Raw genomic sequence first — 25,201 nt, forward strand, 5'->3', positions numbered from 1 at the left:
ATTACCCCTTGGCTGCGACCCGGAAGCCATTTTCCAGATCGGCAATTAAATCTTCAGAATCTTCAATACCGGTCGAGATACGCAGCAGCGTCTCGGAAATCCCGGCGGCGGCACGTGCTTCGGGTGCCATACCTGCGTGCGTCATGGTTGCGGCGTGGGAGATCAAGCTTTCTACTCCCCCTAAGGATTCCGCCAGCGTAAACAATGACAACCCGCTCAGGAAGCGACGCAGCGTTTGCTCGTCACCGTCCAGTTCAAAACTTAACATCGCGCCAAATCCTTTCTGTTGGCGCGCGGCAATCTCGTGCCCCTGATTTTCCGGCAGCGACGGGTGATAAAGCTTCTTCACCAGCGGCTGGGTTTTCAGGAAATCCACGATCGCCTGGGCATTACGCTGCGCCACGTCCATACGCGGCGACAGCGTACGGATGCCGCGCAACAGCAAATAGCTGTCGAACGCGCCCGCGGTGACGCCAATGTTATTGGCCCACCATGCCAGTTCGGTGACTACATCAGGATCTTTGGCAATCACCACACCTGCTACTACGTCAGAATGGCCGTTCAGATATTTAGTGCATGAATGCAACACCAGATCGGCGCCCAGTGCCAGTGGGTTCTGAAGGGCCGGACTGAGGAACGTATTATCCACTACACTTATCGCTCCCGCATCCCTTGCGAGCTGACAAATTTTCGCAATATCGACTACGCGCAACAATGGATTGCTTGGACTTTCCACCAGCACCAGCTTCGGCTGCTCGGCAAGCGCCTGTTTCAGCGCCTGTTCGTCGTTTTGATCGACAAACAGCACACGGTAGCAGCCACGTTTCGCCAGGCTATCAAACAGACGATAGCTGCCGCCATAACAGTCGTGCGGCGCCACCAGCAGATCGCCAGGTTTCAGGAACACCGTAGTCACCAGGTGAATGGCAGACATGCCGGTATTGGTTAATACCGCACCCGCGCCGCCTTCCAGTTCCGCCAGCGCGCGCTGGGTGACGTCACGCGTAGGATTGCCGCGACGCGAGTAGTCATGCGCGCGGGGTTCATTAAATCCGGTGAAATTATAGGTGCTGGAGAGATGAATTGGCGGGACAACGCAGCCGTACTGCTCGTCATCATTCAATCCGCTACGCACTGCGATGGTGGCCTGTTTACGCGTCATGGTGAGGCTTCCTGGCGAATGAGGTGAAAAGTCAGGCACCAGAGTAAACATTGAAAGTATGGACGTCAATACATCTGGACATCTAAACTTCTTTGCGTATAGATTGAGCAATGTGCAAATAGCCGTTAAAATTATATGCTTTAGGACACGCTACAGCGGCAATATCCGTGCCTCGGTATCGTCTCTACGGTAAACTACGCAAGATTACGGTTCAAAACTGATGGTTACCGGTTTTGCACCTTTAGATTAATGACTGAGAGGATTAAAGGTATCTCATGGCTGAATGGAGCGGCGAATATATCAGCCCATACGCTGAGCACGGTAAGAAGAGTGAGCAAGTCAAGAAAATCACGGTGTCCATTCCTCTGAAGGTGTTGAAGATCCTCACCGATGAACGTACGCGTCGTCAGGTGAACAACCTGCGTCACGCCACCAACAGCGAACTGCTGTGCGAAGCGTTCCTGCATGCGTTTACCGGCCAACCGTTGCCGAACGATGACGATCTGCGCAAAGAGCGCAGTGACGAAATTCCAGAAGAGGCGAAGGTGATCATGCGTGAACTGGGTATCGACCCGGATACGTGGGAATACTGATAAGCGGATACAAAAAAGGCACCTTGCGGTGCCTTTTTTTCGGGAAACTTATTTAGCGCCCGGGATGCTGAAACGCTTGTTGAAGCGGTCAACACGGCCACCGGTTGCAACATCACGCTGCTTACCAGTGTAGAACGGGTGGCATTTGCCGCACACGTCCAGGTTCAGATCGTGACCCACGGTAGAGCGGATCTGGATAGAGTTACCGCAAGAGCAGTTTGCAGTAATCATTTCGTATTTCGGGTGAATATCTTTTTTCATGGGAGAACCTCAGTTAAGGCCGCGTCGCTCTTCCAGCCCTAACGCCAGACACCACGCGATGTTGAATGTAAGTTCTTTGGCGTAAAATACACCAAAGGCGGCGAATCATACAGAATTTGACCAACGTATGCAAACTGATCCGCACGCCGCTTTCACTAATGTGTATACTAACGCGCCACTTTTCAAGTCAGGAAGATTCGATGCCCGTCGCTCACGTTGCCCTGCCCGTTCCGCTTCCCCGCACCTTTGACTACCTGCTGCCCGACAGCATGAGCGCCAAAGCGGGCTGTCGCGTGACCGTGCCGTTTGGCAAACAGCAGCGTGTGGGGATCGTGGTGTCCGTCAGCGAACACAGCGAACTGCCGCTTAACGAGCTGAAATCGGTTGTTGAGGTGCTGGACAGCGAGCCGGTTTACTCCACCAGCACCTGGCGACTGCTGCTGTGGGCGGCAGATTATTATCATCATCCGATTGGCGACGTGCTGTTCCATGCCCTGCCCATTATGCTGCGCCAGGGCAAGAGCGCCAGCCACGCGCCAATGTGGTACTGGTTTGCCACCGAGCAGGGCCAGGCTATGGACATTAACAGCCTGAAGCGCTCGCAGAAACAGCAGCAGGCGCTGGCCGCGCTGCGCCAGGGAAAAATCTGGCGCCATCAGGTCGACGAGCTTGAGGTAAGCGAAACCGCGTTGCAGGCATTAAGGAAGAAAGGGTTGAGCGAGCTGGCCAGTGAAGCCCCTGCCCTTCACGACTGGCGCGACGGCTTTTCCGTCTCGGGCGATCGCCTGCGTCTGAATACCGAGCAGGCCACCGCCGTAGGCGCGATTCACAGCGCCGCCGACCATTTTTCCGCCTGGCTGCTGGCGGGCGTCACCGGCTCCGGTAAAACCGAAGTGTATCTGAGCGTGCTGGAAAACGTGCTCGCGCAGGGCAAACAGGCGCTGGTGATGGTGCCGGAAATCGGCCTGACGCCGCAAACCATCGCGCGTTTTCGTGAACGCTTTAATGCGCCAGTTGAGGTTCTGCACTCCGGCCTGAACGACAGCGAGCGCCTCAGCGCCTGGCTGAAAGCGAAAAACGGCGAAGCGGCGATTGTGATCGGCACCCGTTCATCGCTGTTTACGCCGTTTAAAAATCTCGGCGTTATCGTGATCGATGAAGAGCATGACAGCTCCTATAAACAGCAGGAAGGCTGGCGCTATCACGCCCGCGACTTAGCCGTGTACCGCGCCCACAGCGAACAAATTCCCATTATTCTCGGGTCCGCCACCCCCGCGCTTGAAACGCTGCACAACGTTCGCCAGCGTAAATACCACATGCTGCGCCTGACGCGCCGTGCGGGGAATGCTCGCCCGGCCATTCAGCATGTGCTGGATTTGAAAGGCCAGCAGGTGCAGGCCGGGTTAGCGCCTGCGCTGATTAGCCGCATGCGCCAGCATTTGCAGGCGGGCAACCAGGTGATCCTGTTCCTGAACCGCCGCGGCTTCGCGCCTGCGCTGCTGTGCCACGACTGCGGCTGGATCGCGGAGTGCCCGCGCTGCGATCACTACTACACCTTCCACCAGGCTCAGCGCCATTTACGCTGCCACCACTGCGACAGCCAGCGTCCGGTCCCCCGTCAATGCCCGTCCTGCGGCTCAACGCACATCGTGCCGGTCGGTCTGGGAACGGAACAGCTTGAACAGGCGCTCGCGCCCTTCTTCCCGGACGTACCCATCTCCCGTATCGACAGGGATACCACCAGCCGTAAAGGGGCGCTGGAGCAGCAGCTGGCGGAAGTGCATCGCGGCGGCGCGCGCATCCTGATTGGTACTCAGATGCTGGCGAAAGGGCACCACTTCCCGGACGTGACGCTGGTCGCCCTGCTGGACGTCGACGGCGCGCTGTTCTCCGCGGATTTTCGCTCCGCCGAGCGTTTCGCCCAGCTTTATACCCAGGTTGCCGGTCGCGCTGGTCGAGCGGGTAAGCAGGGCGAGGTGGTGCTGCAAACGCACCACCCTGAACATCCGCTGCTGCAAACTCTGCTGCACAAAGGCTATGACGCCTTCGCGGACCAGGCGCTGGCCGAACGTCAGACGATGCAGCTTCCCCCGTGGACCAGCCACGTTATCATCCGTGCGGAAGATCATAATAACCAGCAGGCGCCGCTGTTCCTGCAACAGCTGAGAAACCTCCTGCAAGCCAGCCCGCTGGTGGATAATCAGCTGTGGATTTTAGGCCCGGTACCCGCGCTCGCCCCGAAACGCGGGGGCCGTTTCCGCTGGCAACTCTTACTTCAGCACCCCTCGCGTATCCGTTTACAGCAGATCGTCAGCGGCACGCTGGCGCTGATCAATACCCTGCCGGAAGCGCGAAAAGTGAAGTGGGTTCTTGACGTCGATCCGATTGAAGGCTGAAGACGGATCGAAAAATTTAATGCGCCTCACACTTTTTATGAAAATTCTGTAACCGATTCCATTAACTATCTGTAAAAATGGTGCTGTCCGCAGTTCGGTGTTCAGGCGAGGAGAAGACGTTGAAGTCCAGGAAAGAGGTTGCCTCGGCGACCATGAAAGACGTTGCCGAGAAAGCACAAGTCTCAACAGCAACCGTGTCCCGCGCATTGATGAACCCTGACAAAGTCTCCCAGGCGACCCGAAACCGGGTTGAAAAGGCGGCGCTTGAGGTCGGTTATTTCCCGCAAGCCATGGGGCGCAACGTTAAACGCAACGAATCCCGCACCATCCTGGTGATCGTGCCGGACATCTGCGATCCCTTCTTCAGCGAAATCATCCGCGGCATTGAGGTCACGGCCGCCGCCCAGGGCTATCTGGTGCTGATTGGCGATTGTGCTCACCAGAACCAGCAGGAAAAAACGTTCATCGACCTGATCATCACCAAGCAGATTGATGGCATGCTGCTGCTTGGCTCACGCCTGCCGTTTGATGCCAGCATTGAAGAACAGCGCAATTTACCGCCGATGGTCATGGCGAACGAATTCGCGCCGGAGCTGGAGCTGCCAACCGTTCATATCGATAACCTCACCGCCGCATTCAACGCCGTGAACTATCTTCAGGAACTGGGGCATAAGCGTATCGGCTGTATCGCCGGACCAGAAGAGATGCCGCTGTGTCATTACCGCTTGCAGGGCTACGTTCAGGCGCTGCGCCGTACCGGGGCTATCGTCGATCCGCACTACATTGCGCGCGGTGATTTCACCTTTGAAGCGGGCGGGCAGGCGCTGGAAAAATTGCTGGCCTTGCCAGAACCGCCCACCGCGGTCTTCTGCCACAGCGACGTGATGGCGCTGGGGGCGTTATCCTACGCCAAACGTCACGGCCTGCGCGTGCCGCAGGACCTGTCGATAATCGGTTTTGATAATATTTCACTTTCGGAGTTTTGCGATCCGCCGCTTTCGACCGTTGCACAGCCGCGGTATGACATCGGCCGGGAAGCGATGCTGCTTTTGCTGGATCAGCTGCACGGTCAATCAGTTAGCAGTGGGTCACGGCTACTGGATTGTGAGCTGATTGTGCGCGGCTCTACCCAGGCATTAACTTAAAGTAAATACCTTTCGACACCCTTATCTGGTCAAAGCCCCGTCGCTTAAGTAACATGGCGGGCTGACGAACGAATAAATACAGCGAAACGATAGTGGCACAACGAGATTATGTACGTCGCGGCCAGCCGGCACCTTCGCGACGCAAAAAGAGTAGTTCAAAAAGCAAGCAACGCAGCCTGTCTGCTGTCTCCCCAGCTATGGTCGCCATTGCTGCGGCTGTGCTGGTGGCCTTTATTGGCGGCCTCTACTTCATTACGCATCATAAAAAAGAAGAGTCTGAAGCCCTTCAGGGTAATAAGGTCGTCGGCAACGGCCTGCCGCCGAAGCCTGAAGAGCGCTGGCGCTACATTAAAGAGCTGGAAAGCCGCCAGCCTGGCGTACGTGCGCCTACCGAGCCTTCTGCCGGGGGTGAAGTAAAGAATGCCGATCAGCTGACGGACGAACAGCGTCAATTGCTCGCTCAGATGCAGGCGGACATGCGCCAGCAGCCTACGCAGCTGAACGAAGTACCGTGGAACGAACAAACCCCGGCGCAGCGTCAGCAAACGTTGCAGCGCCAGCGTCAGGCTCAGCAGCAAACGCAACAGCAGCAGTGGACGCAGACGCAGCCGGTACAGCAGCCGCGTACACAACCGCAGCAGCAGACGCGTACCGTACAAACTCAGCCTGTCCAGCAGCAACCGAAGGCGCAGCCGCAGAAGCAAACGGCACAGCCGTATCAGGATCTGTTGCAGACGCCTGCGCATACCACTGCGCAACAGCCAAAAACGCAGCAGGCTGCGCCGGTCACCAAAGAGACCGAGGCACCGAAGCAGACGGCTGAGAAAAAAGATGAACGCCGCTGGATGGTTCAGTGCGGTTCGTTTAAAGGCGCCGAACAGGCAGAAACGGTGCGTGCTCAGCTGGCATTTGAAGGATTTGACTCACGCATTACCACCAATAACGGCTGGAATCGCGTAGTGATTGGACCGGTCAAAGGCAAAGAAAACGCAGACGGCACCATTTCCCGTTTGAAAGTGGCTGGCCACACAAACTGCATTCGACTCGCCTCCGGGGGTTGAAACCCCCAAAATCCCCCCCATCTATCATTTAATTCAGCCCTGAGCACAGGCTCAGGGCTTCTGTTTCCCGAATCTGTAACCAGGGGGTCTGCTCGTGACAACAATAGTAAGTGTACGCCGTAACGGCCAGGTGGTAATTGCCGGTGATGGCCAGGCCACGCTGGGTAATACCGTCATGAAAGGCAACGTGAAGAAAGTACGTCGTCTTTATAACGACAAAGTGATCGCCGGTTTCGCAGGCGGCACGGCTGATGCCTTCACGCTGTTTGAACTGTTTGAACGCAAACTGGAAATGCATCAGGGTCATCTGGTGAAAGCCGCCGTTGAGCTGGCAAAAGACTGGCGTACCGACCGCATGCTGCGCAAGCTCGAAGCGCTGCTGGCCGTGGCTGACGAAAACGCCTCGCTGATCATCACCGGTAACGGCGACGTGGTTCAGCCTGAAAACGACCTGATTGCCATCGGCTCTGGCGGCCCGTACGCCCAGGCCGCAGCCCGTGCGCTGTTGGAAAATACCGACATGAACGCGCGCGATATCGCGGTGAAAGCGTTGGATATTGCAGGTGATATCTGCATCTATACCAACCACAATCACACCATCGAAGAATTACCGTCTAAAGCGTAAGGATCGCCCATGTCTGAAATGACCCCACGCGAAATTGTCAGCGAACTGAACAAACACATTATCGGCCAGGACGACGCCAAGCGCTCCGTGGCTATCGCACTGCGTAACCGCTGGCGTCGCATGCAGCTCGACGAAGAGCTTCGCCACGAAGTGACGCCAAAAAATATTCTGATGATCGGCCCGACCGGTGTGGGTAAAACCGAAATCGCCCGTCGTCTGGCCAAACTGGCTAACGCGCCGTTCATCAAAGTTGAAGCCACCAAGTTCACCGAAGTGGGCTATGTGGGTAAAGAAGTGGACTCCATCATCCGCGACCTGACCGACTCGGCGATTAAGATGGTGCGTGTCCAGGCAATTGAGAAAAACCGCTATCGCGCCGAAGAGATGGCCGAAGAGCGTATTCTCGACGTGCTGATCCCACCGGCAAAAAACAACTGGGGACAGGCTGAACAGCAGCCTGAACCTTCTGCTGCGCGTCAGGCATTCCGCAAAAAACTGCGCGAAGGCGAGCTGGACGACAAAGAGATTGAGATCGATCTCGCTGCCGCGCCAATGGGCGTGGAAATTATGGCGCCTCCGGGCATGGAAGAGATGACCAGCCAGTTGCAGTCCATGTTCCAGAACCTGGGCGGACAGAAGCAGAAAGCGCGTAAGCTGAAAATCAAAGACGCGATGAAGCTGCTGATTGAAGAAGAAGCCGCGAAGCTGGTTAACCCGGAAGAGCTGAAACAGGATGCTATCGACGCGGTTGAGCAGCACGGTATCGTGTTTATCGACGAAATCGACAAGATCTGTAAGCGCGGTAACGCGTCCGGCCCGGATGTCTCACGCGAAGGCGTTCAGCGCGACCTGCTGCCGCTGGTGGAAGGTTGCACCGTCTCCACCAAGCACGGCATGGTTAAAACTGACCACATTCTGTTTATCGCCTCCGGTGCGTTCCAGATTGCCAGCCCGTCTGACCTGATCCCGGAACTTCAGGGACGTCTGCCAATCCGCGTCGAGTTACAGGCGCTGACCACCGAAGATTTCGAACGTATCCTGACTGAGCCAAACGCTTCTGTGACCGTACAGTACAAAGCGCTGATGGCGACCGAAGGCGTGAACATTGAATTTACCGATGACGGTATCAAGCGCATCGCCCAGGCCGCGTGGCAGGTCAACGAAACCACCGAAAACATCGGTGCGCGTCGTCTGCACACCGTGCTGGAACGCCTGATGGAAGACATCTCTTATGATGCGAGCGACCTTAACGGTCAAAGCATTACCATTGACGCAGACTATGTGGGCAAACACCTGGATGCGTTAGTGGCAGATGAAGATCTGAGCCGTTTTATTCTATAATCGCGTTCAATGCATTTTCATCACTGTTGATGGGGGCTATGGCCCCCATTTTTATTGGCTAAATAACTATGACTGATATCAGCCGTACACAGGCGTGGCTCGAAAGTCTGCGTCCTAAAACGCTTCCTCTGGCTTTTGCCGCCATTATCGTCGGTACCACGCTTGCCTGGTGGCAGGGTCATTTCGATCCGCTGGTAGCAGGTCTGGCGCTTGTCACCGCCGGGCTGCTGCAAATCCTCTCTAATCTCGCCAATGATTACGGCGATGCGGTAAAAGGCAGCGACAAGCCTGACCGCATCGGGCCGCTGCGCGGCATGCAAAAAGGGGTGATTACCCAGGCACAGATGAAGCGGGCGCTGATTATCACCGTGGTGTTGATTTGCCTGTCCGGGCTGGCGCTGGTGACGGTCGCCTCGAAAACCACCAGTGATTTCATTGGCTTCCTGGTGCTGGGCTTGCTCGCCATTATTGCAGCCATTACCTATACCGTCGGGACGCGTCCTTACGGGTATATTGGTCTGGGCGACATCTCCGTGCTGGTGTTCTTCGGCTGGCTGAGCGTGATGGGAAGCTGGTACTTACAGGCGCACACGGTGATCCCTGCCCTGTTCCTGCCGGCGACCGCCTGTGGTCTGCTGGCGACGGCGGTGCTGAATATCAATAATCTGCGCGACATCGATAGCGACCGCGAGAACGGTAAAAACACGCTGGCCGTGCGTCTGGGTCCGGTGAATGCACGCCGCTATCACGCCTGCCTGCTCATCGGCGCGCTGGTCTGCCTGGCGCTGTTCAATCTGATTTCGCTGCACAGCCTCTGGGGCTGGCTGTTTGTGCTCGCCGCACCGCTGCTGATTAAGCAGGCCCGCTACGTTATGCGTGAACTCAGCCCGGCCGCCATGCCACCGATGCTGGAACGTACGGTAAAAGGCGCGCTGTTGACTAACCTGCTGTTCGTCATCGGGATTGTCTTAAGCCAGACGCTGAGTTAGCTGACAAATATCAATTAACAATTGATGATTTTGCCAACAACGCATTTCGCACGATATACTGAACACATTCGCAGCAACAGAGCGTTAAACCTATGAAATACGATACCTCCGAGCTTTGTGACATCTACCAGGAAGATGTCAACGTCGTTGAACCCCTGTTCTCCAACTTTGGTGGACGGTCGTCGTTTGGCGGACAAATCATCACGGTGAAATGTTTCGAGGACAACGGGTTGCTGTACGATCTGCTCGAAGAGAACGGCCGTGGCCGCGTTCTGGTGGTCGACGGCGGCGGTTCCGTGCGCCGTGCATTGATTGATGCTGAACTGGCGGGAATTGCCGTCCAGAACGAGTGGGAAGGCATTGTGGTGTACGGTTCCGTGCGTCAGGTGGACGATCTCGAAGACCTGGATATCGGGATTCAGGCCATCGCGGCCATACCGGTAGGCGCAGCGGGCGACGGCATCGGCGAAAGCGACGTGCGCGTCAATTTCGGCGGCGTGACCTTCTTCTCGGGTGACCACCTTTATGCTGACAATACCGGCATTATCCTTTCTGAGGATGCGCTGGATATTGAGTAGTTAATCGGTAAGCGAGATGCATAAAAAAACCGCCAACAGCAATGTGGCGGTTTTTTTGTCCCTCGGGATTCGCGGTCCGTTGGGTGATATTGCAACCTTTAACCAGGATTTTTATCTTACCCTGGTTCATTCCTCAGGTAACCCCTGTCGACCCTTTATAAATTCCTAATTATGTGTGGAAACCTTAACTCCGCAGCTGTTGCTCATTATGATGCTGTGTCCCTTTCCGCCATCTCGCAAATGGGCATCGGTCCAGGGAAAGGTGTATTCACAACCGTAAAGCAACCTTTAACCGGGCTTGTGTCCACCGACTTATCACCGATGGTGAACGGTGGAGCGGTAAGCAGCAGGGACCGCATAATGAAACGCTATTTATGTATCGCGTTCATTGTCGCCAGCGTACTCGTTGTAAAGAGCGATGAACCTGTTGGGTTTGTTGCTTTTGCTACGACAGCGCAGGACAAGTAGCGTTAAGGCCGCCCAGGGCGGCCTTTTTTATGGTTTGATATCGGTTAGCGGAAACCATAAAAAAGCCGGGTGGCGGCTTCGCCTTACCCGGCCTGTTCAATGCATTCCCTAAGGAAATCAAACTTCTTCCATACGTCCCAGCAGCGCCTGCAAGCGTTCCTGCCAGCCGTTCTGCTGTTCGCGCAGCTGGTTGTTTTCGCGCTCCAGTTCTTCACGGCTGTGTTGAGCATTCTGAACTTCCTGTGACAGGGAGTTGTTCTTCTCTTTCAGCTCTTCAATTTCCATTTGCAGCAGCGTGATGGTGTCAATCGCCTGCTGTACTTTCGATTCCAGTTTCTCAAACACTTCTAAAGACATGATCCTACCTCTCCTGAATTGCAAGGCGACGCTTTAACGTAAACGCGCACAACATATGTTCCGATTGTATGGAGCGCCGTCGCCCCTGTCCAGCGGCATGCCACGCAGATCGCGGTTTGCAACACTTTTCGGCCTCGTCCTGGTGCGTTCGCCGCATATACCCCTAAGTTGTTAACCCATAAGTTAAAGAAATGATTCAGCCCATAATCATTATCTGATGCAAAAACGCGCTTTATGGCGCGAAAACGCTCATTTTATTGACGCAGACCACACATTTAGATTTCGATATTTCTCGTTTGTGCTCGTTAACGATAAATTAACACTATGTCTACAGGGCATCGTGACTGTCACGGGCGGTCACGCAAACAATAAACATTACTCTTTTGCAGGATTCCGATTATGAGTCAGACATCAACCTTAAAAGGCCAGTGTATTGCCGAGTTCCTGGGTACCGGGTTGTTGATATTCTTCGGAGTAGGCTGTGTCGCAGCACTGAAAGTGGCGGGTGCCAGTTTTGGTCAGTGGGAAATCAGTATTATCTGGGGTCTGGGCGTGGCGATGGCCATCTACCTGACCGCAGGGGTTTCCGGTGCACATCTTAACCCGGCGGTGACCATCGCGTTGTGGCTATTCGCGTGTTTTGACGGACGCAAAGTTGTTCCTTTCATCATTTCGCAATTTGCCGGCGCCTTTTGCGCAGCGGCGTTAGTTTACGGGCTTTATTACAATCTTTTCATCGACTTCGAACAGACGCATCATATGGTGCGTGGCAGTGTCGAAAGTCTGGATCTGGCAGGCATTTTCTCAACGTATCCGAATCCGCATATCAATTTTGTGCAGGCGTTCGCGGTTGAGATGGTGATTACCGCTATTCTGATGGGCGTCATCATGGCGCTGGGCGACGATGGAAACGGCATTCCGCGCGGCCCGCTGGCGCCACTTTTGATTGGCCTTCTGATTGCGGTAATTGGCGCATCCATGGGTCCGCTGACCGGCTTTGCGATGAATCCGGCGCGTGACCTGGGTCCAAAAACCTTCGCCTTCTTTGCGGGATGGGGCGATGTCGCCTTCACGGGCGGCAAAGACATTCCTTACTTCCTGGTTCCGCTGTTCGGGCCAATCGTAGGGGCGGCGCTGGGCGCATTCGGCTATCGCAAATTAATTGGTCGCCACTTACCGTGCGACACTTGTGTGGAAGAGGAGAAAGAGACGGCTTCCACCACACAACAAAAAGCTTCGCTGTAATCTGACTACGGGACACATACCATGACCGAAAAAAAATATATCGTTGCGCTCGACCAGGGCACCACCAGCTCCCGCGCTGTCGTAATGGATCATGACGCGAACATTGTCAGCGTGTCTCAACGCGAATTTGAGCAAATTTACCCGCGTCCAGGCTGGGTAGAACACGACCCGATGGAGATCTGGGCGTCGCAAAGCTCCACGCTGGTGGAAGTGCTGGCGAAAGCCGACATCAGTTCTGACCAGATTGCCGCTATCGGTATCACCAACCAGCGTGAAACGACTGTGGTCTGGGAGCGCGAAACCGGTAAGCCCATCTACAACGCCATTGTCTGGCAGTGCCGTCGTACGTCAGAGATCTGCGAACAGTTGAAGCGCGAAGGAATGGAAGAGTACGTGCGCAGCGCCACCGGCCTGGTGGTTGACCCCTATTTCTCCGGCACCAAAGTGAAGTGGATCCTCGACCACGTGGAAGGTTCACGCGAGCGCGCACGACGTGGCGAGCTACTGTTCGGCACCGTCGATACCTGGCTTATCTGGAAGATGACTCAGGGACGCGTTCACGTTACCGACTACACCAACGCCTCGCGCACCATGCTGTTCAACATCAACACCCTTGAGTGGGATGACAAGATGCTGGACGCGCTGGACATTCCGCGCGCGATGCTGCCTGAAGTCCGTAAGTCTTCTGAAGTATACGGCCAGACCAACATTGGCGGTAAAGGTGGCACCCGTATTCCTATCGCCGGTATCGCCGGTGACCAGCAGGCGGCCCTGTTCGGCCAGCTGTGCGTCAAGGAAGGGATGGCGAAGAACACCTACGGCACCGGTTGTTTTATGCTGATGAACACCGGCGAGAAAGCGGTGAAATCAGAAAACGGTCTGCTGACCACCATCGCCTGCGGCCCGCGCGGCGAAGTGAACTATGCCCTGGAAGGCGCGGTATTCATGGCGGGTGCCTCCATTCAGTGGCTGCGCGACGAGATGAAGCTGATCAGCGATGCGTTTGACTCCGAATACTTCGCGACCAAAGTGAAAGACACCAACGGCGTGTACGTGGTGCCAGCGTTCACCGGTCTGGGCGCACCGTACTGGGACCCGTATGCCCGCGGCGCGATTTTCGGCCTGACGCGCGGCGTGAACTCAAACCACATCATTCGCGCGACGCTGGAATCCATCGCCTACCAGACGCGCGACGTGCTGGAAGCGATGCAGGCTGACTCCGGCATTCGTCTGCACGCCCTGCGCGTGGACGGCGGTGCGGTCGCGAACAACTTCCTGATGCAGTTCCAGTCCGACATTCTGGGCACCCGCGTTGAACGTCCTGAGGTGCGAGAAGTGACGGCGCTGGGCGCGGCGTATCTGGCAGGTCTGGCGGTTGGCTTCTGGCAAAACCTCGACGAGCTTCAGGAAAAAGCGGTTATCGAACGCGAATTCCGTCCTGGCATCGAAACCACCGAGCGCAACTACCGCTACAGCGGCTGGAAGAAAGCGGTGAAACGTGCCCTGGCGTGGGAAGAGCACGACGAGTAAACCTATATTCCCTCTCCCCTGGGAGAGGGTTAGGGTGAGGGGCTCCGACCGCACCGGTCCCCTCGCCCCTCCCCACTCTGTGATAAACTTCGTGCAATTCCTTTTGATTGTACGAGTACCTCATGAAACGTGAACTTGCTATCGAGTTTTCCCGCGTCACCGAAGCTGCCGCCCTCGCAGGCTACAAGTGGCTGGGCCGTGGCGACAAAAATACCGCAGACGGCGCTGCCGTCCACGCCATGCGCATTGTGCTTAATCAGGTCAATATCGATGGCACTATCGTCATTGGCGAAGGCGAAATCGACGAAGCGCCGATGCTCTATATAGGTGAAAAAGTCGGGACGGGCAAAGGCGATGCGGTGGATATCGCGGTCGACCCGATTGAAGGCACGCGCATGACGGCGATGGGCCAGGCCAACGCGCTGGCGGTACTGGCGGTGGGCGATAAGGGCTGCTTCCTCAACGCGCCCGATATGTACATGGAAAAACTGATCGTCGGTCCTGGCGCTAAAGGCGCTATCGACCTTAGCCTGCCGCTGGACGCCAACCTGCGCAATATCGCCGCGGCGCTGGGTAAAGCGCTCAGCGAACTCACCGTGACCATTCTGGCGAAACCGCGCCACGACGCCACCATCGCGTACCTGCAAGCGCTCGGCGTACGCGTGTTTGCTATTCCGGATGGCGACGTTGCCGCCTCTATTCTGACCTGCATGCCGGACAGCGAAGTCGACGTGCTTTACGGCATCGGCGGCGCGCCGGAGGGTGTGGTCTCTGCGGCAGTGATCCGCGCGCTGGACGGCGATATGCAGGCGCGTCTGCTGCCACGCCATGAGGTCAAAGGCGACAGCGACGAGAACCTTCGCATTGGTGCAGACGAACTGGCGCGCTGCGCAGCGATGGGCATCGAAGCCAATAAAGTACTGGCGCTGAACGACATGGCGCGCAGCGATAACGTCGTCTTCTCTGCAACCGGCATCACCAAAGGCGATCTGCTGGACGGCATCACCCGCAAGGGCAACATGGCCACCACTGAAACCCTGCTGATCCGCGGTAAATCCCGCACTATTCGCCGCATTAAGTCCATTCATTATCTCGATCGTAAAGATCCGGACGTACAGACGCACATTCTGTAAAACCGTTTGATCGATAGAGCTTTCCGGCCCGAATGGGCTGGAAATGTTTTCCGCAAGTACGGAAGATAGAAGAGAGAAACAGCACAGGAGAAGATCATGGCGGACTGGGTAACAGGTAAAGTCACAAAGGTACAGTTCTGGACCGATGCGCTATTTAGCCTCACGCTGCACGCTCCCGTTCATCCGTTTACTGCTGGGCAGTTTGCCAAGCTCGGGTTGGATATCGACGGTGAACGCGTACAGCGCGCCTACTCTTACGTTAATGCGCCTGATAACCCGGACCTTGAGTTCTATCTGGTCACCGTCCCGGACGGTAAGCTCAGCCCACGCCTCGCCGCGCTGAAGCCGGGCGATGAAGTGCAGATTGTCTCCGACGCGGCGGGGTTCTTCGTGCTGGATGAAATCCCCGACTGTGACACGCTCTGGATGCTGGCGACCGGCACGGCCATTGGCCCGTATCTTTCCATTCTGCAATACGGCAAAGATCTGGAGCGCTTTAAAAATATCGTGCTGGTTCACGCCGCGCGCTACGCCGCAGACCTGAGCTATTTGCCGCAGATGCAGGCGCTGGAACAGCGATATGGCGGGAAGTTAAAAATTCAGACGGTGGTCAGCCGCGAAACCGCAGCCGGCTCGTTAACCGGTCGCGTTCCGGCGTTGATTGAAAGCGGCGCGCTGGAAGAAGCGGTGGGTTTACCGATGAATACCGAAACCAGCCATGTGATGCTGTGCGGTAACCCGCAGATGGTACGCGATACGCAGCAGTTGCTGAAGGATACCCGGCAGATGACGAAGCACCTTCGCCGCCGGCCGGGCCACATGACCGCCGAACACTACTGGTGATCAGCGGTACTTCACCTCAAGGGTATCTTTTCCATATTTGTTCTCGCTCTGGGTGCCGATAAACGCGCCCAGTTCGACAACCATCATTACAAAGATAACCGTCGGCAGCAGTCTGCCCACCACCCATGGGAGGATTGAGGGCAGCATTGACCAGTTCCCCGCCACCAGCATCCACGCCAGAATAATCAGGAAAGCCCATGCGCCGGAGCGGCCACGATCGTGCAGACGTTTCACCACTACGGCGGCGGTTGGCCACAGTAAACAGACCAGCGCAAATGCCGCCGTTTGCGTGCTCAGCCATGCGTTGTAGGCAACAAAAAACAGAAGCAGCATGGCGACAACCCACGTTGCAATCCAGATCCAGAAGTCACGGCGTCCAATACGCCCTTTGAATGAAAACAGCCACTGCTGTATGGTCATGTAAGGTTCCTTATTATTGTTTAGCCCGCATTTTACCCTGGAGTTGTGACCTTTTGACAAGCCGACCAGATATCGTTTTAATCATGGGCAATGACGGCCAGGGGCAATGTTGATGAAAAGTTCGGCACACTCTCTTTATTTGTGTTTAGCGATGCTGAGCGCCAGTTTTTCCCTGTACGCCGCGGAAACGGCTTCCCCGGTCACCGCCCCCTATCTTCTGGCGGGCGCTCCCTCTTTCGATCAATCTATCAGCCAGTTCCGCGAAGCCTTCAACAAAGAAAACCCCTCACTTCCGCTGGGAGAGTTCCGTGCGATTGACAGCGCCCGCGATACGCCGACCCTGACCCGCGCGGCCAGCAAAATTAACGAGAATCTGTATGCCTCTACCGCCCTTGAGCGCGGAACGTTAAAAATCAAAAGTATGCAGATCACCTGGCTGCCGATTCAGGGGCCAGAGCAGAAAGCGGCGAAAGCGAAAGCGCTGGAGTACATGAGCGCTATTCTGCGCGCCTTTACCCCCACCTTCACGAAAGCGCAAAGTCAGCAAAAGCTGCAAAAACTGCTTACCGCCGGGAAAAACAAACGCTATTACGCCGATACCGAAGGTGCTGTTCGCTATGTCGTCGCAGATAACGGCGAAAAGGGGCTGACCTTCGCGGTTGAACCGATTAAGCTGGCCCTATCAGACACACTCGAGGGGGCGAATTAATGACAAAAAGCAAAGCCTTTCGAGGGAAAATCTCTATACTGATTCACAGACCATGCCGCCCTTAAGGGTGGCCATATTCCTTAATTCGCTTATTGAGCGTGGAGAATTGAAATGCGACATCCTTTAGTGATGGGTAACTGGAAACTGAACGGCAGCCGCCACATGGTAAACGAACTGGTTGCTAACCTGCGTAAAGAGCTGGCTGGCGTGACCGGCTGCGCGGTTGCTATCGCTCCGCCGGATATGTACCTGGATCTGGCTAAACGTGCCGCTGACGGCAGCCACATCATTCTGGGCGCGCAGAACGTTGACGTTAACCTGTCTGGCGCGTTCACCGGTGAAACTTCCGCTGAAATGCTGAAAGATATCGGCGCGAAATACATCATCATCGGCCACTCCGAGCGTCGCACCTATCACAAAGAATCCGATGAGTTCATCGCGAAGAAATTCGCTGTGCTGAAAGAGCAGGGTCTGATCCCGGTTCTGTGCATCGGTGAAACCGAAGCAGAAAACGAAGCGGGCAAAACCGAAGAAGTGTGCGCACGTCAGATCGACGCTGTGCTGAAAACCCAGGGCGCGGCAGCGTTCGAAGGCGCGGTTATCGCTTACGAGCCAGTCTGGGCGATCGGTACCGGCAAATCTGCAACTCCTGCGCAGGCTCAGGCGGTGCACAAGTTCATCCGTGACCACATTGCAAAAGCAGACGCGAAAGTGGCTGAGCAGGTCATCATCCAGTACGGCGGTTCCGTTAACGCATCAAACGCAGCTGAGCTGTTCACCCAGCCAGACATCGATGGCGCACTGGTTGGTGGCGCATCCCTGAAAGCAGACGCTTTCGCGGTGATCGTTAAAGCGGCAGAAGCGGCTAAGCAGGCGTAATTGCCTTTGTGGCGGGTGGCGCTTGCGCTTACCCGCCCTACAAACGACCTAACACGCTAAACCACAGATAATCCAGCGGCAGCAGCACCAGATACGTCGCAATCGCCAGCGCCAGACAGAGCAGCATCCCCGCCTTCGCAGGCACTTTCCCTAAGCCCATCGCCACCACAATCGGCGACGCCTGATACGGCAGCAGCGGCGTGGAATACCCCAGCACCTGAATCATGATCACCGACAGCAGCGGGAAGCCGGTCGCGTCGGAGAAGCTCTGCGCCAGCGTGGTGTACAGCGCAGGAACGCCGTTGGCGGTCATAATGAAGTTGAGCGCCGTGGTGATCCCCGTCAGCGCCAGGAAGCTGGTAAACGGGCGGTCTACATCCAGCGGCATGATATGGAGCAACGCCTCACCTACGGCCGCACCGATGCCGGTCTGCGTCACCGTAATGGCCAGCCCGAGTATACCCGCGACGTAAATACAGGTGCGCATATTCACCCCCGCCGAGAACTCCTCCCCGGTGATAAAACCGATGCGCGGCAGCATAACGATGACCGAGGCCGCCAGCCCCGTCCACGCTGGCCCAACGCCGTGCCAGCTCTCCGTCACCCACATCGTCAACACCACCGCCAGCAGCCAGGCGAGTCGTTTTTCGTCACGCCCCATCGGTTCCGATGGCGTGAGATCCTTCGCAGGTTTCGGGTTGCCGGGGAACAGCCAGCAGATCAGGCCAATCAGAATCAGGCCTTTGAGAATACCCAGCACCGGGGTGTGCAGCAGCAGATACGGGACATAGTTGAGGTGGATACCGTATGAGCCTTCCGCCGCGCCGCTCATCACCAGGTTGGGCACGTTGGCGGGCAAAATAGTGGCCGAGAGCTGGAAGGTGCCAAACCCGACCGCCAGCGCCAGGCCAAACCAGGCCCGCGAGCCATCAGGAATGCCGGCCCGCTTCGCCATCGCGGCGACAATCGGCATCAGCAGCGCAATACGTCCCATGTTCGACGGCATCACGAATGCCAGGGCATAGCTCAGCAGCACAACGCTCGCCACCATCAGCACCCAGGAGTCGGTAAGCTTTGCCGACAGCGCCCGGGCGGCCCTGTCCGCCAGGCCGGTTTTCCGAATCGCCACGCCCAGCACAAAGCCGCTGAACACCAGCCAGAAGGCAGACGAGGCGAAGCCGCCGAAGATCGCTTCCGGCGGGGCGATTCTGGCGGTCATCGCCGCCGTGAAAAACAACAACGCGGTGATAAATTCCGGCAACAGCGACGTCGCCCACAGCACGATGGTGACGCCGACGATCAGCGAGGGAAGCAGCAGAGGATGCGTTAACCAGAGCGACATACCTGTCTCCTGTAGAATTTTTCAGCAAGTCTACGGCGACAGGCAGGGCGAGTAAACGCTATTTATGGTGGGGTCACTTCAGGATATCGCATTGATGATCCTGCAATTCCTCAGCCGACGCGCGGTTAAAGGTAAGCAGGTTACGCTCTGTCGCCAGCAATACAAACGAGCCGTCCGACTGCTGCGCCATCGCCAGCGCGAAGCGTCCCATATGATCGCGGGCTTCCGGCAGCTCTTCCGCCAGCATCATAAACGGGCTGCGCTGCACCAGTTCGTTCTCCGTCACCCGACGGGCAAGGTATTCATGCCCTTCCAGCCCGCCCGGAAGCGGTAACCACTGGGTGCTGATTTGCCCCTGCGACGCGTTCAGCTTCTCGCGCACGTCTGGGCGCAGACAGGAGATGTGGATATGAAAATGGTTTTGCGTGCGCCCGGTCGGGGAGTTGATGGTCAGCGAAACGGCGCTGTCAGGCACGTCGGCCCCCCGTTTCATACTCATAAAATGGCGAGACTGCCATGCCAGCCAGAAGAAATTCGGTGTCTGCGGCTCAGTCAGCAGCGGGCTTTCGGTGCCGTTGATACGGTACGTGGGCATCAGCAGGTATTGCAGCGGCCCGTTGCGGTCCTTGAACACCACGTAGCCCGCATCTGGCTTCACCTGCGCACACGGTGCCGGGTTACGGTTATGCAGCTGGTTGGGCACACACTGGTCGAGAACGATATGACGCAACGCATTCGGATTACCCGCTTTCATCCAGTACACGCCGCCTGCGGCAAGGGCGATAACGATCAGAATCAGTAAGATAATTTTTTTCACAACGCGTTCCCTGTTTTCAATAGAGGCAAAAGAGTAACGCAAAATGATGACCAAATAAAAAACCCGGCGGATTTCTCACACCGGGTTACCGTGTCGTTCTTTGTAAAACGCTTAGCGCTTGCTGATCTGGTCGAAGGTGCCGCCGTTAGAGAAGTGCTCTTTCTGCGCTTTGGTCCAGCCGCCAAACACATCATCAATAGTGAACAGCTTCAGTTTCGGGAAGGCGTTTTCGTATTTCTTCGCGACGGCCTCATCGCGTGGGCGGTAGAAGTTTTTCGCCGCAATTTCCTGCCCTTCCGGTGAGTAGAGGTACTTCAGGTAGGCTTCCGCCACCGCTTTGGTGCCCTTCTTATCAACAACCTTATCGACGACGGAGACGGTCGGCTCAGCGAGGATGGATTCGCTCGGGGTGACGATCTCGAACTTGTCTTTACCCAGCTCGTTGGTCGCCAGCAGGGCTTCGTTTTCCCAGGCGATCAGTACGTCGCCAATGCCGCGTTCGACGAAGGTGTTGGTTGCACCGCGCGCGCCGGAGTCCAGCACTTCGACGTTTTTAAACAGTGCTTTGACGAAGTCCTGTGCTTTGGCCTGATCGCCGTTGTTGTGGTGCAGCGCGTAGCCCCAGGCTGCCAGATAGTTCCAGCGTGCGCCGCCGGAGCTTTTTGGGTTCGGGGTAATGACAGACACGCCTGGCTTAATCAGGTCGTTCCAGTCCTTAATCTGTTTCGGGTTGCCTTTACGCACCAGGAAGACAATGGTCGAGGTGTATGGCGCAGAGTTGTCCGGCAGACGCTTGATCCAGTTTTTGTCGATACGGCCACGCTCCGCGATCGCGTCCACGTCATAAGCCAGCGCCAGGGTAACCACATCGGCTTCAATACCGTTGATCACCGATGTCGCCTGCTTACCGGAACCGCCGTGAGACTGGCGAACCACCACGTTATCGCCGGTTTCCTGTTTCCAGTGCGCCGCGAAAGCTTTGTTGTACTGGTCGTATAGTTCACGCGTCGGATCGTACGACACGTTCAGTAACTGAATGTCCTTTGCCAGAACGCTGGTCGATGCCAGCAATAATGTTAACCCCACGCCCCATTTATTCATCGCCCAGCTCTCTTGTGTAGTGTTTTGATGAATGCAGCGTGCCAGAAAGCTAACCGATGATTAAAGAATAAAAAAAGATTGGCTATAACGTGGAGGAATAAAAAAAGCGAATGAGCGGCCTGATGCCCTCACCCCAACCCTCTCCCACGGGAGAGGGAGCAACCATAAAAAACGGTAACCCAAGGGTTACCGTTTTGCATTTACCTTGCCGCCACCGGGCAACAGAGCCAATCAGTACAGTTTTTTCGCGCAGTCCAGCCAGTCACCTTTGAACGGACGCTTCATGTTTTCAATGGCATCGATGATGTCATGGTGAACCAGTTTCTCGTTCTGGATACCGACGCAGCGGCCGCCGTGACCCTGAAGCAGTAGCTCGATCGCGTACGCGCCCATGCGGGACGCCAGGATACGGTCGTACGGGCCTGGGGAACCACCACGCTGAATGTGACCCAGAACGGTCGCGCGGGTTTCGCGTTTGGTTTCGGTTTCGATGTACTTCGCCAGCTCGTCAACGTCACAGATGTGCTCGGTGATAGCAACGATGGCGTGTTTCTTACCTTTCGCGATACCGGCTTTGATTTCAGCGACCAGATCTTCACGGCTAAATTCCACTTCCGGCACCACCACGAACTCACAGCCACCGGCAATTGCCGCCGCCAGAGTCAGGTCACCGCAGTAACGGCCCATCACTTCAACAATAGAAATACGCTGGTGAGAGGAAGAGGTGTCACGCAGGCGGTCAATCGCTTCCACAACGGTACCCAGCGCGGTGAAGTAACCGATGGTGTAGTCGGTGCCTTTGATGTCATTGTCGATGGTGCCAGGCAGGCCGATGCACGGGAAGCCCATTTCAGTCAGACGTTTTGCACCCATGTAGGAGCCGTCGCCGCCGATAACCACCAGCGCATCCAGACCCCGTTTTTTCATGTTTTCGATAGCCACTTCACGGATGTGTTCGTCACGGAATTCCGGGAAGCGTGCAGAACCGAGGAAAGTACCGCCACGGTTGATCATGTCAGACACGCTGTAGCGGTCGAGCTGAACCATGCGGTCTTCATACAGACCCAGGTAACCGTCATAGATACCAAAAACTTCCAGACCTTCCGTCAGCGCTGCACGGACAACCCCACGGATTGCCGCGTTCATGCCCGGCGCATCACCGCCGCTTGTCAACACACCGATTTTCTTAATCATGACTACCTCTGAACTTAGGAATGCAAAATTGAAATCTGCTGCCGGAAGAAACTGTTCAACCGTCGAATACTGCAAATAGTATATCAATCCCTTCCAGCTGAATTGATTCAGGTCAGGCCATATGGTGGTAATTTATCCACAAAATGCTGCTCTGGCTCACTTTTTTACAACGAATTACGAAAGCTCAAAACGCCCTGGGTACGACAGAGCACGGATCCTGATGAATAATGACGTCTGACCCAGGGAAACGCTGCAAAATCGCCTGCTCCACCTGTTCAGCGACCATATGCGCCTGAACCAGTGGCAGGTTGTCTTCCATTTCCAAATGAATCTGAATAAAGCGGGTCGGCCCTGACTGCCGCGTACGAAGATCGTGAGCACCACTGACGCCAGGCCAGTTGGTCACGATGGCATAAATTTCATCACGTTCTGCATCCGGAAGCGCACGGTCAAGAAGCGACTGTACCGCTTCATACCCCATCCGCAAGGCGCTGTATAAAATATAGATCCCTATCCCTAACGCAAACAAAGCATCGGCCCGATGCCAGCCATACCAGGCCAGACCAAGCGCAATAAGAATAGCCCCATTCATCATAACATCAGACTGATAATGAAGCATATCGGCCCGTACAGCCTGGCTTTGTGTTTTGCGTACAACCCAGCGCTGGAACGTTACAAGAACAAGTGTGCTTATAAGTGCAACTACCGTTACGACCACGCCAACGCCCGGATCGTTCATCGGAGAAGGCGAAATAAGATGCTGAATACCGGTCAAAAACAGGAAAAGCGCAGAGCCCGAAATAAACATGCTTTGTGCCAGCGCGGCCAGCGATTCCGCTTTGCCGTGGCCAAACGTATGCTCTTCATCCGCCGGTTGCAGCGAGTAGCGCACCACCAGCAGGTTGGTCAGCGAGGCGGCAATATCCACCAGTGAATCCACCAGTGCCGCCAGAATACTGACCGACCCGGTGTACCACCACGCGAAAATTTTAATGATCAGCAAACACGACGCCATCACCGTCGCGGCTATTGCGGCCCGGCTTACCAGCCGTCCATAGGATTGATTCATAAACACTCCTGTCATGCCATGGCGCTAGTATAACGGATGGTGGTGGAGTGAAAGGATGAATAAAGCGTTAACAAACCTGAACAATGGGCAAAAAAAACCCCCACATCATGTGTGGGAAGACAGGGATGGTGATTAATTTATCCCTGTAACCCACAGAAACATAAAGATTTGTTTCTACCGATGTCCACACATCGTCCACACATCGAAAAAAAGCCCCGCTTAAGCGGGGCCTTCTTCACAGGGTCAGACTAAGCTGATCGCGTCCATAATGGGAAACAGGGAATGCCCCCGTCGGTATGAATCCGGGTTCTAACTGATCCCTTCTTTCTCGCCGGGTGACAATCTTTTCAACGCTGTTGAGCGTGGTGAATGACAGGCCGCATTCCATGTTCTGGCACTGGTGATACTGCCTGATCGTAACTTCACTGAGTGGCTTACTGGTACGAGTGCGGGCCGTAGCGCCGCAATGTGGACATTTGAACATAATGATGACTCCCCACGGGAGTTGAACTCACATTCATTCTATTCAGTTTCAGCAATCCAGTCAGACATTTTTGCTTCAAAGTTAAGCTGTGTAGTAAACCCGTTGCTGTCTACATCATGCTGTACCTTGCTGATTATCCAGTCCTGGGCGTCAATATCAGCTTTGAAGCCGGTCACTGTTGCGTGCATTTCTGGGTACAAATCTGCGCGCCCCCGCGCCAGGGTGATAGAGAACTCAGCCGCGCCACGTTGCAATTGTTGCCACTTCGCAGCCGCTGCACGCCGGGCCGCATCCTCATTCTGGAACGTCTTACGCATGATAAATACATTACCATCAGCGCCTTCAATATAATCCCCTTCACGGCTGCTGCTCTTGTCGGCCTTTTTCGTCGATGCCCTGCGCTTTACGCTGACCTTTTTCTTTTTGCCAAAATTTAAATCCAGCCAGTACGCCCTGACACCGGTATAAGCATCACGATCTGCAATTCTGAATCTGTGCCTGTCACCGCTGCTACGTGTGATCGCTATGGAAGGGATTGGCTTGCCTGACGCGGTGAAGCCGCCGCCGGGTATGATAAATAACAGATAACCATTTTTTACCGTGGCGATTGCACCCAGCATTTCCGCCATCCTTGTCAAAAATGACATATCGCTTTCTTGAGTCTGATCGGCGTGGTCAATCTCAATATTTATCAACATATCGCTGATCTGCGCTTTCAGGCCATAGCGTTTGGCAATTGCCGAAACTACACGCTCCACGGTTACATCGTGCCAGGACACTTCGCGTTTAACGTTGAATTCTTCAAGAAAATCAGCGCTACGGGCCGTAACCGTTATACGGTCTGGCGGGCCGTCGTGCGCCACTTCATCAACGGTGTAAACCCCTTTATATATCAGCGCCTCCCCCAACCGTGGATGATGAAAGCATGAAAAGTATTAAAAAGACGCTTACTGACGCACGTGGAAAAGGGGCCTTTAAAAACTTACTCCTGCACGCGCCAGGGGGAGGCAAAGATGGTGTGCAGCTTATGCCCTTCAGCCAGATATCGGCAAAAGATGAGTTTCTGAATATCAAATCAGTAACCCGCGATGACATTCTGGCAGCGCACCGCGTACCACCTCAACTGATGGGAGCCATGCCTGATGGAAATGGTTCATTTGGTGACGTAGAGAAGGCCGCGCGCGTGTTTGCCATCAATGAACTGATGCCCGCAATGGAAGCGCTGAAGCATGTAAACGACTGGCTAGGTGAGGAGGTGATCCGCTTTAAACCTTATGCCCTGCTTGAAACCAGTAAGTAACCCGGAAGCCGCCACCCGGCGGCGTCCATGCTCAATATAATCACAAAGCGCACCAGCGCCATTCTAAGCGCCTCACCCTGTATTAATACCTGAACCAGTACACCGCAATCAAAACGCGTCAGCGGGCCAAAATGCCGCTGATTTCGCGTTATTTGAGGC

The 25,201-nt window shown here is 55.6% G+C and carries 24 protein-coding genes and 2 pseudogenes; 15 read left to right on the forward strand and 11 right to left on the reverse strand.

Annotated elements, in window-relative coordinates; translation table 11 throughout:
- Window position 1 precedes the first annotated feature (1 nt).
- The gene (gene metB / locus ACOTWU_RS19895; RefSeq protein ID WP_017383102.1) at window positions 2–1,162 is read right to left on the reverse strand and encodes a cystathionine gamma-synthase; all 1,161 of its coding nucleotides are present in this window, start codon (window positions 1,160–1,162) and stop codon (window positions 2–4) included.
- Between the two features lie 275 nt (window positions 1,163–1,437).
- Here metB and metJ point away from each other — a divergent pair, with 275 nt between their 5' ends.
- Window positions 1,438–1,755 carry a met regulon transcriptional regulator MetJ gene (gene metJ, locus ACOTWU_RS19900; protein ID WP_006179183.1) on the forward strand — a complete coding sequence of 106 codons (318 nt, stop codon included), beginning with the start codon at window positions 1,438–1,440 and terminating at the stop codon, window positions 1,753–1,755.
- A gap of 48 nt (window positions 1,756–1,803) precedes the next feature.
- On the opposite strand, the gene rpmE is transcribed toward metJ, so the two are convergent.
- Window positions 1,804–2,016: a 50S ribosomal protein L31 gene (rpmE, locus tag ACOTWU_RS19905; protein ID WP_003862040.1), complete on the reverse strand. Its 213-nt coding sequence runs from the start codon at window positions 2,014–2,016 to the stop codon at window positions 1,804–1,806.
- 200 nt (window positions 2,017–2,216) lie between these two features.
- Here rpmE and priA point away from each other — a divergent pair, with 200 nt between their 5' ends.
- From priA to rraA, 7 genes are all read left to right on the forward strand, one after another.
- Window positions 2,217–4,412, forward strand: coding sequence for a primosomal protein N' (priA, locus tag ACOTWU_RS19910; protein WP_017383101.1), 2,196 nt, complete (start codon window positions 2,217–2,219; stop codon window positions 4,410–4,412).
- A gap of 119 nt (window positions 4,413–4,531) precedes the next feature.
- A complete protein-coding gene (gene cytR, locus ACOTWU_RS19915) occupies window positions 4,532–5,557 on the forward strand; it encodes a DNA-binding transcriptional regulator CytR (protein WP_017383100.1) in 1,026 nt (341 codons plus the stop codon).
- A 92-nt stretch (window positions 5,558–5,649) separates the two neighbouring features.
- Window positions 5,650–6,618: a cell division protein FtsN gene (gene ftsN, locus ACOTWU_RS19920; protein WP_017383099.1), complete on the forward strand. Its 969-nt coding sequence runs from the start codon at window positions 5,650–5,652 to the stop codon at window positions 6,616–6,618.
- 94 nt (window positions 6,619–6,712) lie between these two features.
- Window positions 6,713–7,243, forward strand: a complete 531-nt coding sequence (hslV, locus tag ACOTWU_RS19925) for an ATP-dependent protease subunit HslV (RefSeq protein WP_003862036.1) — start codon at window positions 6,713–6,715, stop codon at window positions 7,241–7,243.
- A 9-nt stretch (window positions 7,244–7,252) separates the two neighbouring features.
- The gene (gene hslU / locus ACOTWU_RS19930; protein WP_015569947.1) at window positions 7,253–8,584 is read left to right on the forward strand and encodes an HslU--HslV peptidase ATPase subunit; all 1,332 of its coding nucleotides are present in this window, start codon (window positions 7,253–7,255) and stop codon (window positions 8,582–8,584) included.
- A gap of 62 nt (window positions 8,585–8,646) precedes the next feature.
- Entirely contained in the window at window positions 8,647–9,573 is a 927-nt protein-coding gene (gene menA, locus ACOTWU_RS19935) for a 1,4-dihydroxy-2-naphthoate polyprenyltransferase (RefSeq protein WP_087924327.1), read from the forward strand.
- Between the two features lie 92 nt (window positions 9,574–9,665).
- Entirely contained in the window at window positions 9,666–10,151 is a 486-nt protein-coding gene (rraA, locus tag ACOTWU_RS19940) for a ribonuclease E activity regulator RraA (protein ID WP_015569946.1), read from the forward strand.
- Between the two features lie 585 nt (window positions 10,152–10,736).
- On the opposite strand, the gene zapB is transcribed toward rraA, so the two are convergent.
- Window positions 10,737–10,976, reverse strand: a complete 240-nt coding sequence (gene zapB / locus ACOTWU_RS19945; RefSeq protein WP_003862031.1) for a septal ring assembly protein ZapB — start codon at window positions 10,974–10,976, stop codon at window positions 10,737–10,739.
- A 399-nt stretch (window positions 10,977–11,375) separates the two neighbouring features.
- Between zapB and ACOTWU_RS19950 the strand changes: the two genes are divergently transcribed.
- The 4 genes from ACOTWU_RS19950 to fpr all read left to right on the forward strand — a co-directional run bounded on the left by ACOTWU_RS19950 (window position 11,376) and on the right by fpr (window position 15,727).
- Window positions 11,376–12,221, forward strand: a complete 846-nt coding sequence (locus ACOTWU_RS19950; RefSeq protein WP_015569943.1) for an MIP/aquaporin family protein — start codon at window positions 11,376–11,378, stop codon at window positions 12,219–12,221.
- A 21-nt stretch (window positions 12,222–12,242) separates the two neighbouring features.
- Window positions 12,243–13,751, forward strand: coding sequence for a glycerol kinase GlpK (glpK, locus tag ACOTWU_RS19955; RefSeq protein WP_006808669.1), 1,509 nt, complete (start codon window positions 12,243–12,245; stop codon window positions 13,749–13,751).
- Between the two features lie 122 nt (window positions 13,752–13,873).
- Window positions 13,874–14,884 (forward strand): class II fructose-bisphosphatase, encoded by a 1,011-nt coding sequence (gene glpX, locus ACOTWU_RS19960; protein WP_017383096.1) that lies wholly within the window; start codon window positions 13,874–13,876, stop codon window positions 14,882–14,884.
- 96 nt (window positions 14,885–14,980) lie between these two features.
- Window positions 14,981–15,727 (forward strand): ferredoxin--NADP(+) reductase, encoded by a 747-nt coding sequence (gene fpr, locus ACOTWU_RS19965; protein WP_003862024.1) that lies wholly within the window; start codon window positions 14,981–14,983, stop codon window positions 15,725–15,727.
- Here the strand turns inward: fpr and ACOTWU_RS19970 are convergent, their stop codons facing one another.
- A complete protein-coding gene (locus ACOTWU_RS19970; protein WP_006808672.1) occupies window positions 15,728–16,147 on the reverse strand; it encodes a DUF805 domain-containing protein in 420 nt (139 codons plus the stop codon). It abuts the gene before it with no gap.
- Between the two features lie 112 nt (window positions 16,148–16,259).
- Here ACOTWU_RS19970 and ACOTWU_RS19975 point away from each other — a divergent pair, with 112 nt between their 5' ends.
- Both ACOTWU_RS19975 and tpiA read left to right on the forward strand, forming a co-directional pair.
- Complete coding sequence (locus tag ACOTWU_RS19975; protein ID WP_040118238.1) at window positions 16,260–16,856, forward strand: DUF1454 family protein; 597 nt, start codon at window positions 16,260–16,262, stop codon at window positions 16,854–16,856.
- A 111-nt stretch (window positions 16,857–16,967) separates the two neighbouring features.
- Window positions 16,968–17,735 carry a triose-phosphate isomerase gene (gene tpiA / locus ACOTWU_RS19980; RefSeq protein WP_003862019.1) on the forward strand — a complete coding sequence of 256 codons (768 nt, stop codon included), beginning with the start codon at window positions 16,968–16,970 and terminating at the stop codon, window positions 17,733–17,735.
- A 37-nt stretch (window positions 17,736–17,772) separates the two neighbouring features.
- Here the strand turns inward: tpiA and ACOTWU_RS19985 are convergent, their stop codons facing one another.
- The 7 genes and pseudogenes from ACOTWU_RS19985 to ACOTWU_RS20015 form a co-directional block, all read right to left on the reverse strand.
- Entirely contained in the window at window positions 17,773–19,077 is a 1,305-nt protein-coding gene (locus tag ACOTWU_RS19985) for an SLC13 family permease (RefSeq protein WP_040118239.1), read from the reverse strand.
- A gap of 73 nt (window positions 19,078–19,150) precedes the next feature.
- A complete protein-coding gene (locus tag ACOTWU_RS19990; RefSeq protein ID WP_003862014.1) occupies window positions 19,151–19,894 on the reverse strand; it encodes a CDP-diacylglycerol diphosphatase in 744 nt (247 codons plus the stop codon).
- Window positions 19,895–20,005: 111 nt separating this feature from the next.
- Complete coding sequence (locus ACOTWU_RS19995) at window positions 20,006–20,995, reverse strand: sulfate ABC transporter substrate-binding protein (RefSeq protein WP_003862012.1); 990 nt, start codon at window positions 20,993–20,995, stop codon at window positions 20,006–20,008.
- A gap of 231 nt (window positions 20,996–21,226) precedes the next feature.
- Window positions 21,227–22,189, reverse strand: coding sequence for a 6-phosphofructokinase (pfkA, locus tag ACOTWU_RS20000; RefSeq protein WP_003862009.1), 963 nt, complete (start codon window positions 22,187–22,189; stop codon window positions 21,227–21,229).
- A gap of 184 nt (window positions 22,190–22,373) precedes the next feature.
- Window positions 22,374–23,258, reverse strand: a complete 885-nt coding sequence (gene fieF, locus ACOTWU_RS20005; RefSeq protein ID WP_017382698.1) for a CDF family cation-efflux transporter FieF — start codon at window positions 23,256–23,258, stop codon at window positions 22,374–22,376.
- A gap of 235 nt (window positions 23,259–23,493) precedes the next feature.
- On the reverse strand, window positions 23,494–23,742 hold the full coding sequence (locus tag ACOTWU_RS20010) for an ogr/Delta-like zinc finger family protein (RefSeq protein ID WP_040118240.1): 249 nt from the start codon (window positions 23,740–23,742) through the stop codon (window positions 23,494–23,496).
- 38 nt (window positions 23,743–23,780) lie between these two features.
- Window positions 23,781–24,647 (reverse strand): annotated as a pseudogene (locus ACOTWU_RS20015) (contractile injection system protein, VgrG/Pvc8 family); the annotation flags it as partial.
- A 5-nt stretch (window positions 24,648–24,652) separates the two neighbouring features.
- Here ACOTWU_RS20015 and ACOTWU_RS20020 point away from each other — a divergent pair.
- Window positions 24,653–25,042: pseudogene (locus ACOTWU_RS20020) on the forward strand (phage portal protein); the annotation flags it as partial.
- Window positions 25,043–25,201: the final 159 nt, after the last annotated feature.

It is taken from the genome of Enterobacter cloacae complex sp. GYL001 (assembly GCF_049237125.1).
Taxonomy (GTDB): domain Bacteria; phylum Pseudomonadota; class Gammaproteobacteria; order Enterobacterales; family Enterobacteriaceae; genus Enterobacter; species Enterobacter hormaechei_C.

Bases quoted from the DNA above. Each gene is read 5' to 3' on its own strand.
- metB (WP_017383102.1), bottom strand. From the start codon at position 1,162: ATGACGCGTAAACAGGCCACCATCGCAGTGCGTAGCGGATTGAATGAT.
- metJ (WP_006179183.1), top strand. From the start codon at position 1,438: ATGGCTGAATGGAGCGGCGAATATATCAGCCCATACGCTGAGCACGGT.
- rpmE (WP_003862040.1), bottom strand. From the start codon at position 2,016: ATGAAAAAAGATATTCACCCGAAATACGAAATGATTACTGCAAACTGC.
- priA (WP_017383101.1), top strand. From the start codon at position 2,217: ATGCCCGTCGCTCACGTTGCCCTGCCCGTTCCGCTTCCCCGCACCTTT.
- hslU (WP_015569947.1), top strand. From the start codon at position 7,253: ATGTCTGAAATGACCCCACGCGAAATTGTCAGCGAACTGAACAAACAC.
- rraA (WP_015569946.1), top strand. From the start codon at position 9,666: ATGAAATACGATACCTCCGAGCTTTGTGACATCTACCAGGAAGATGTC.
- zapB (WP_003862031.1), bottom strand. From the start codon at position 10,976: ATGTCTTTAGAAGTGTTTGAGAAACTGGAATCGAAAGTACAGCAGGCG.
- ACOTWU_RS19950 (WP_015569943.1), top strand. From the start codon at position 11,376: ATGAGTCAGACATCAACCTTAAAAGGCCAGTGTATTGCCGAGTTCCTG.
- glpK (WP_006808669.1), top strand. From the start codon at position 12,243: ATGACCGAAAAAAAATATATCGTTGCGCTCGACCAGGGCACCACCAGC.
- glpX (WP_017383096.1), top strand. From the start codon at position 13,874: ATGAAACGTGAACTTGCTATCGAGTTTTCCCGCGTCACCGAAGCTGCC.
- fpr (WP_003862024.1), top strand. From the start codon at position 14,981: ATGGCGGACTGGGTAACAGGTAAAGTCACAAAGGTACAGTTCTGGACC.
- ACOTWU_RS19970 (WP_006808672.1), bottom strand. From the start codon at position 16,147: ATGACCATACAGCAGTGGCTGTTTTCATTCAAAGGGCGTATTGGACGC.
- ACOTWU_RS19975 (WP_040118238.1), top strand. From the start codon at position 16,260: ATGAAAAGTTCGGCACACTCTCTTTATTTGTGTTTAGCGATGCTGAGC.
- tpiA (WP_003862019.1), top strand. From the start codon at position 16,968: ATGCGACATCCTTTAGTGATGGGTAACTGGAAACTGAACGGCAGCCGC.
- ACOTWU_RS19985 (WP_040118239.1), bottom strand. From the start codon at position 19,077: ATGTCGCTCTGGTTAACGCATCCTCTGCTGCTTCCCTCGCTGATCGTC.
- ACOTWU_RS19995 (WP_003862012.1), bottom strand. From the start codon at position 20,995: ATGAATAAATGGGGCGTGGGGTTAACATTATTGCTGGCATCGACCAGC.
- pfkA (WP_003862009.1), bottom strand. From the start codon at position 22,189: ATGATTAAGAAAATCGGTGTGTTGACAAGCGGCGGTGATGCGCCGGGC.
- fieF (WP_017382698.1), bottom strand. From the start codon at position 23,258: ATGAATCAATCCTATGGACGGCTGGTAAGCCGGGCCGCAATAGCCGCG.
- ACOTWU_RS20010 (WP_040118240.1), bottom strand. From the start codon at position 23,742: ATGTTCAAATGTCCACATTGCGGCGCTACGGCCCGCACTCGTACCAGT.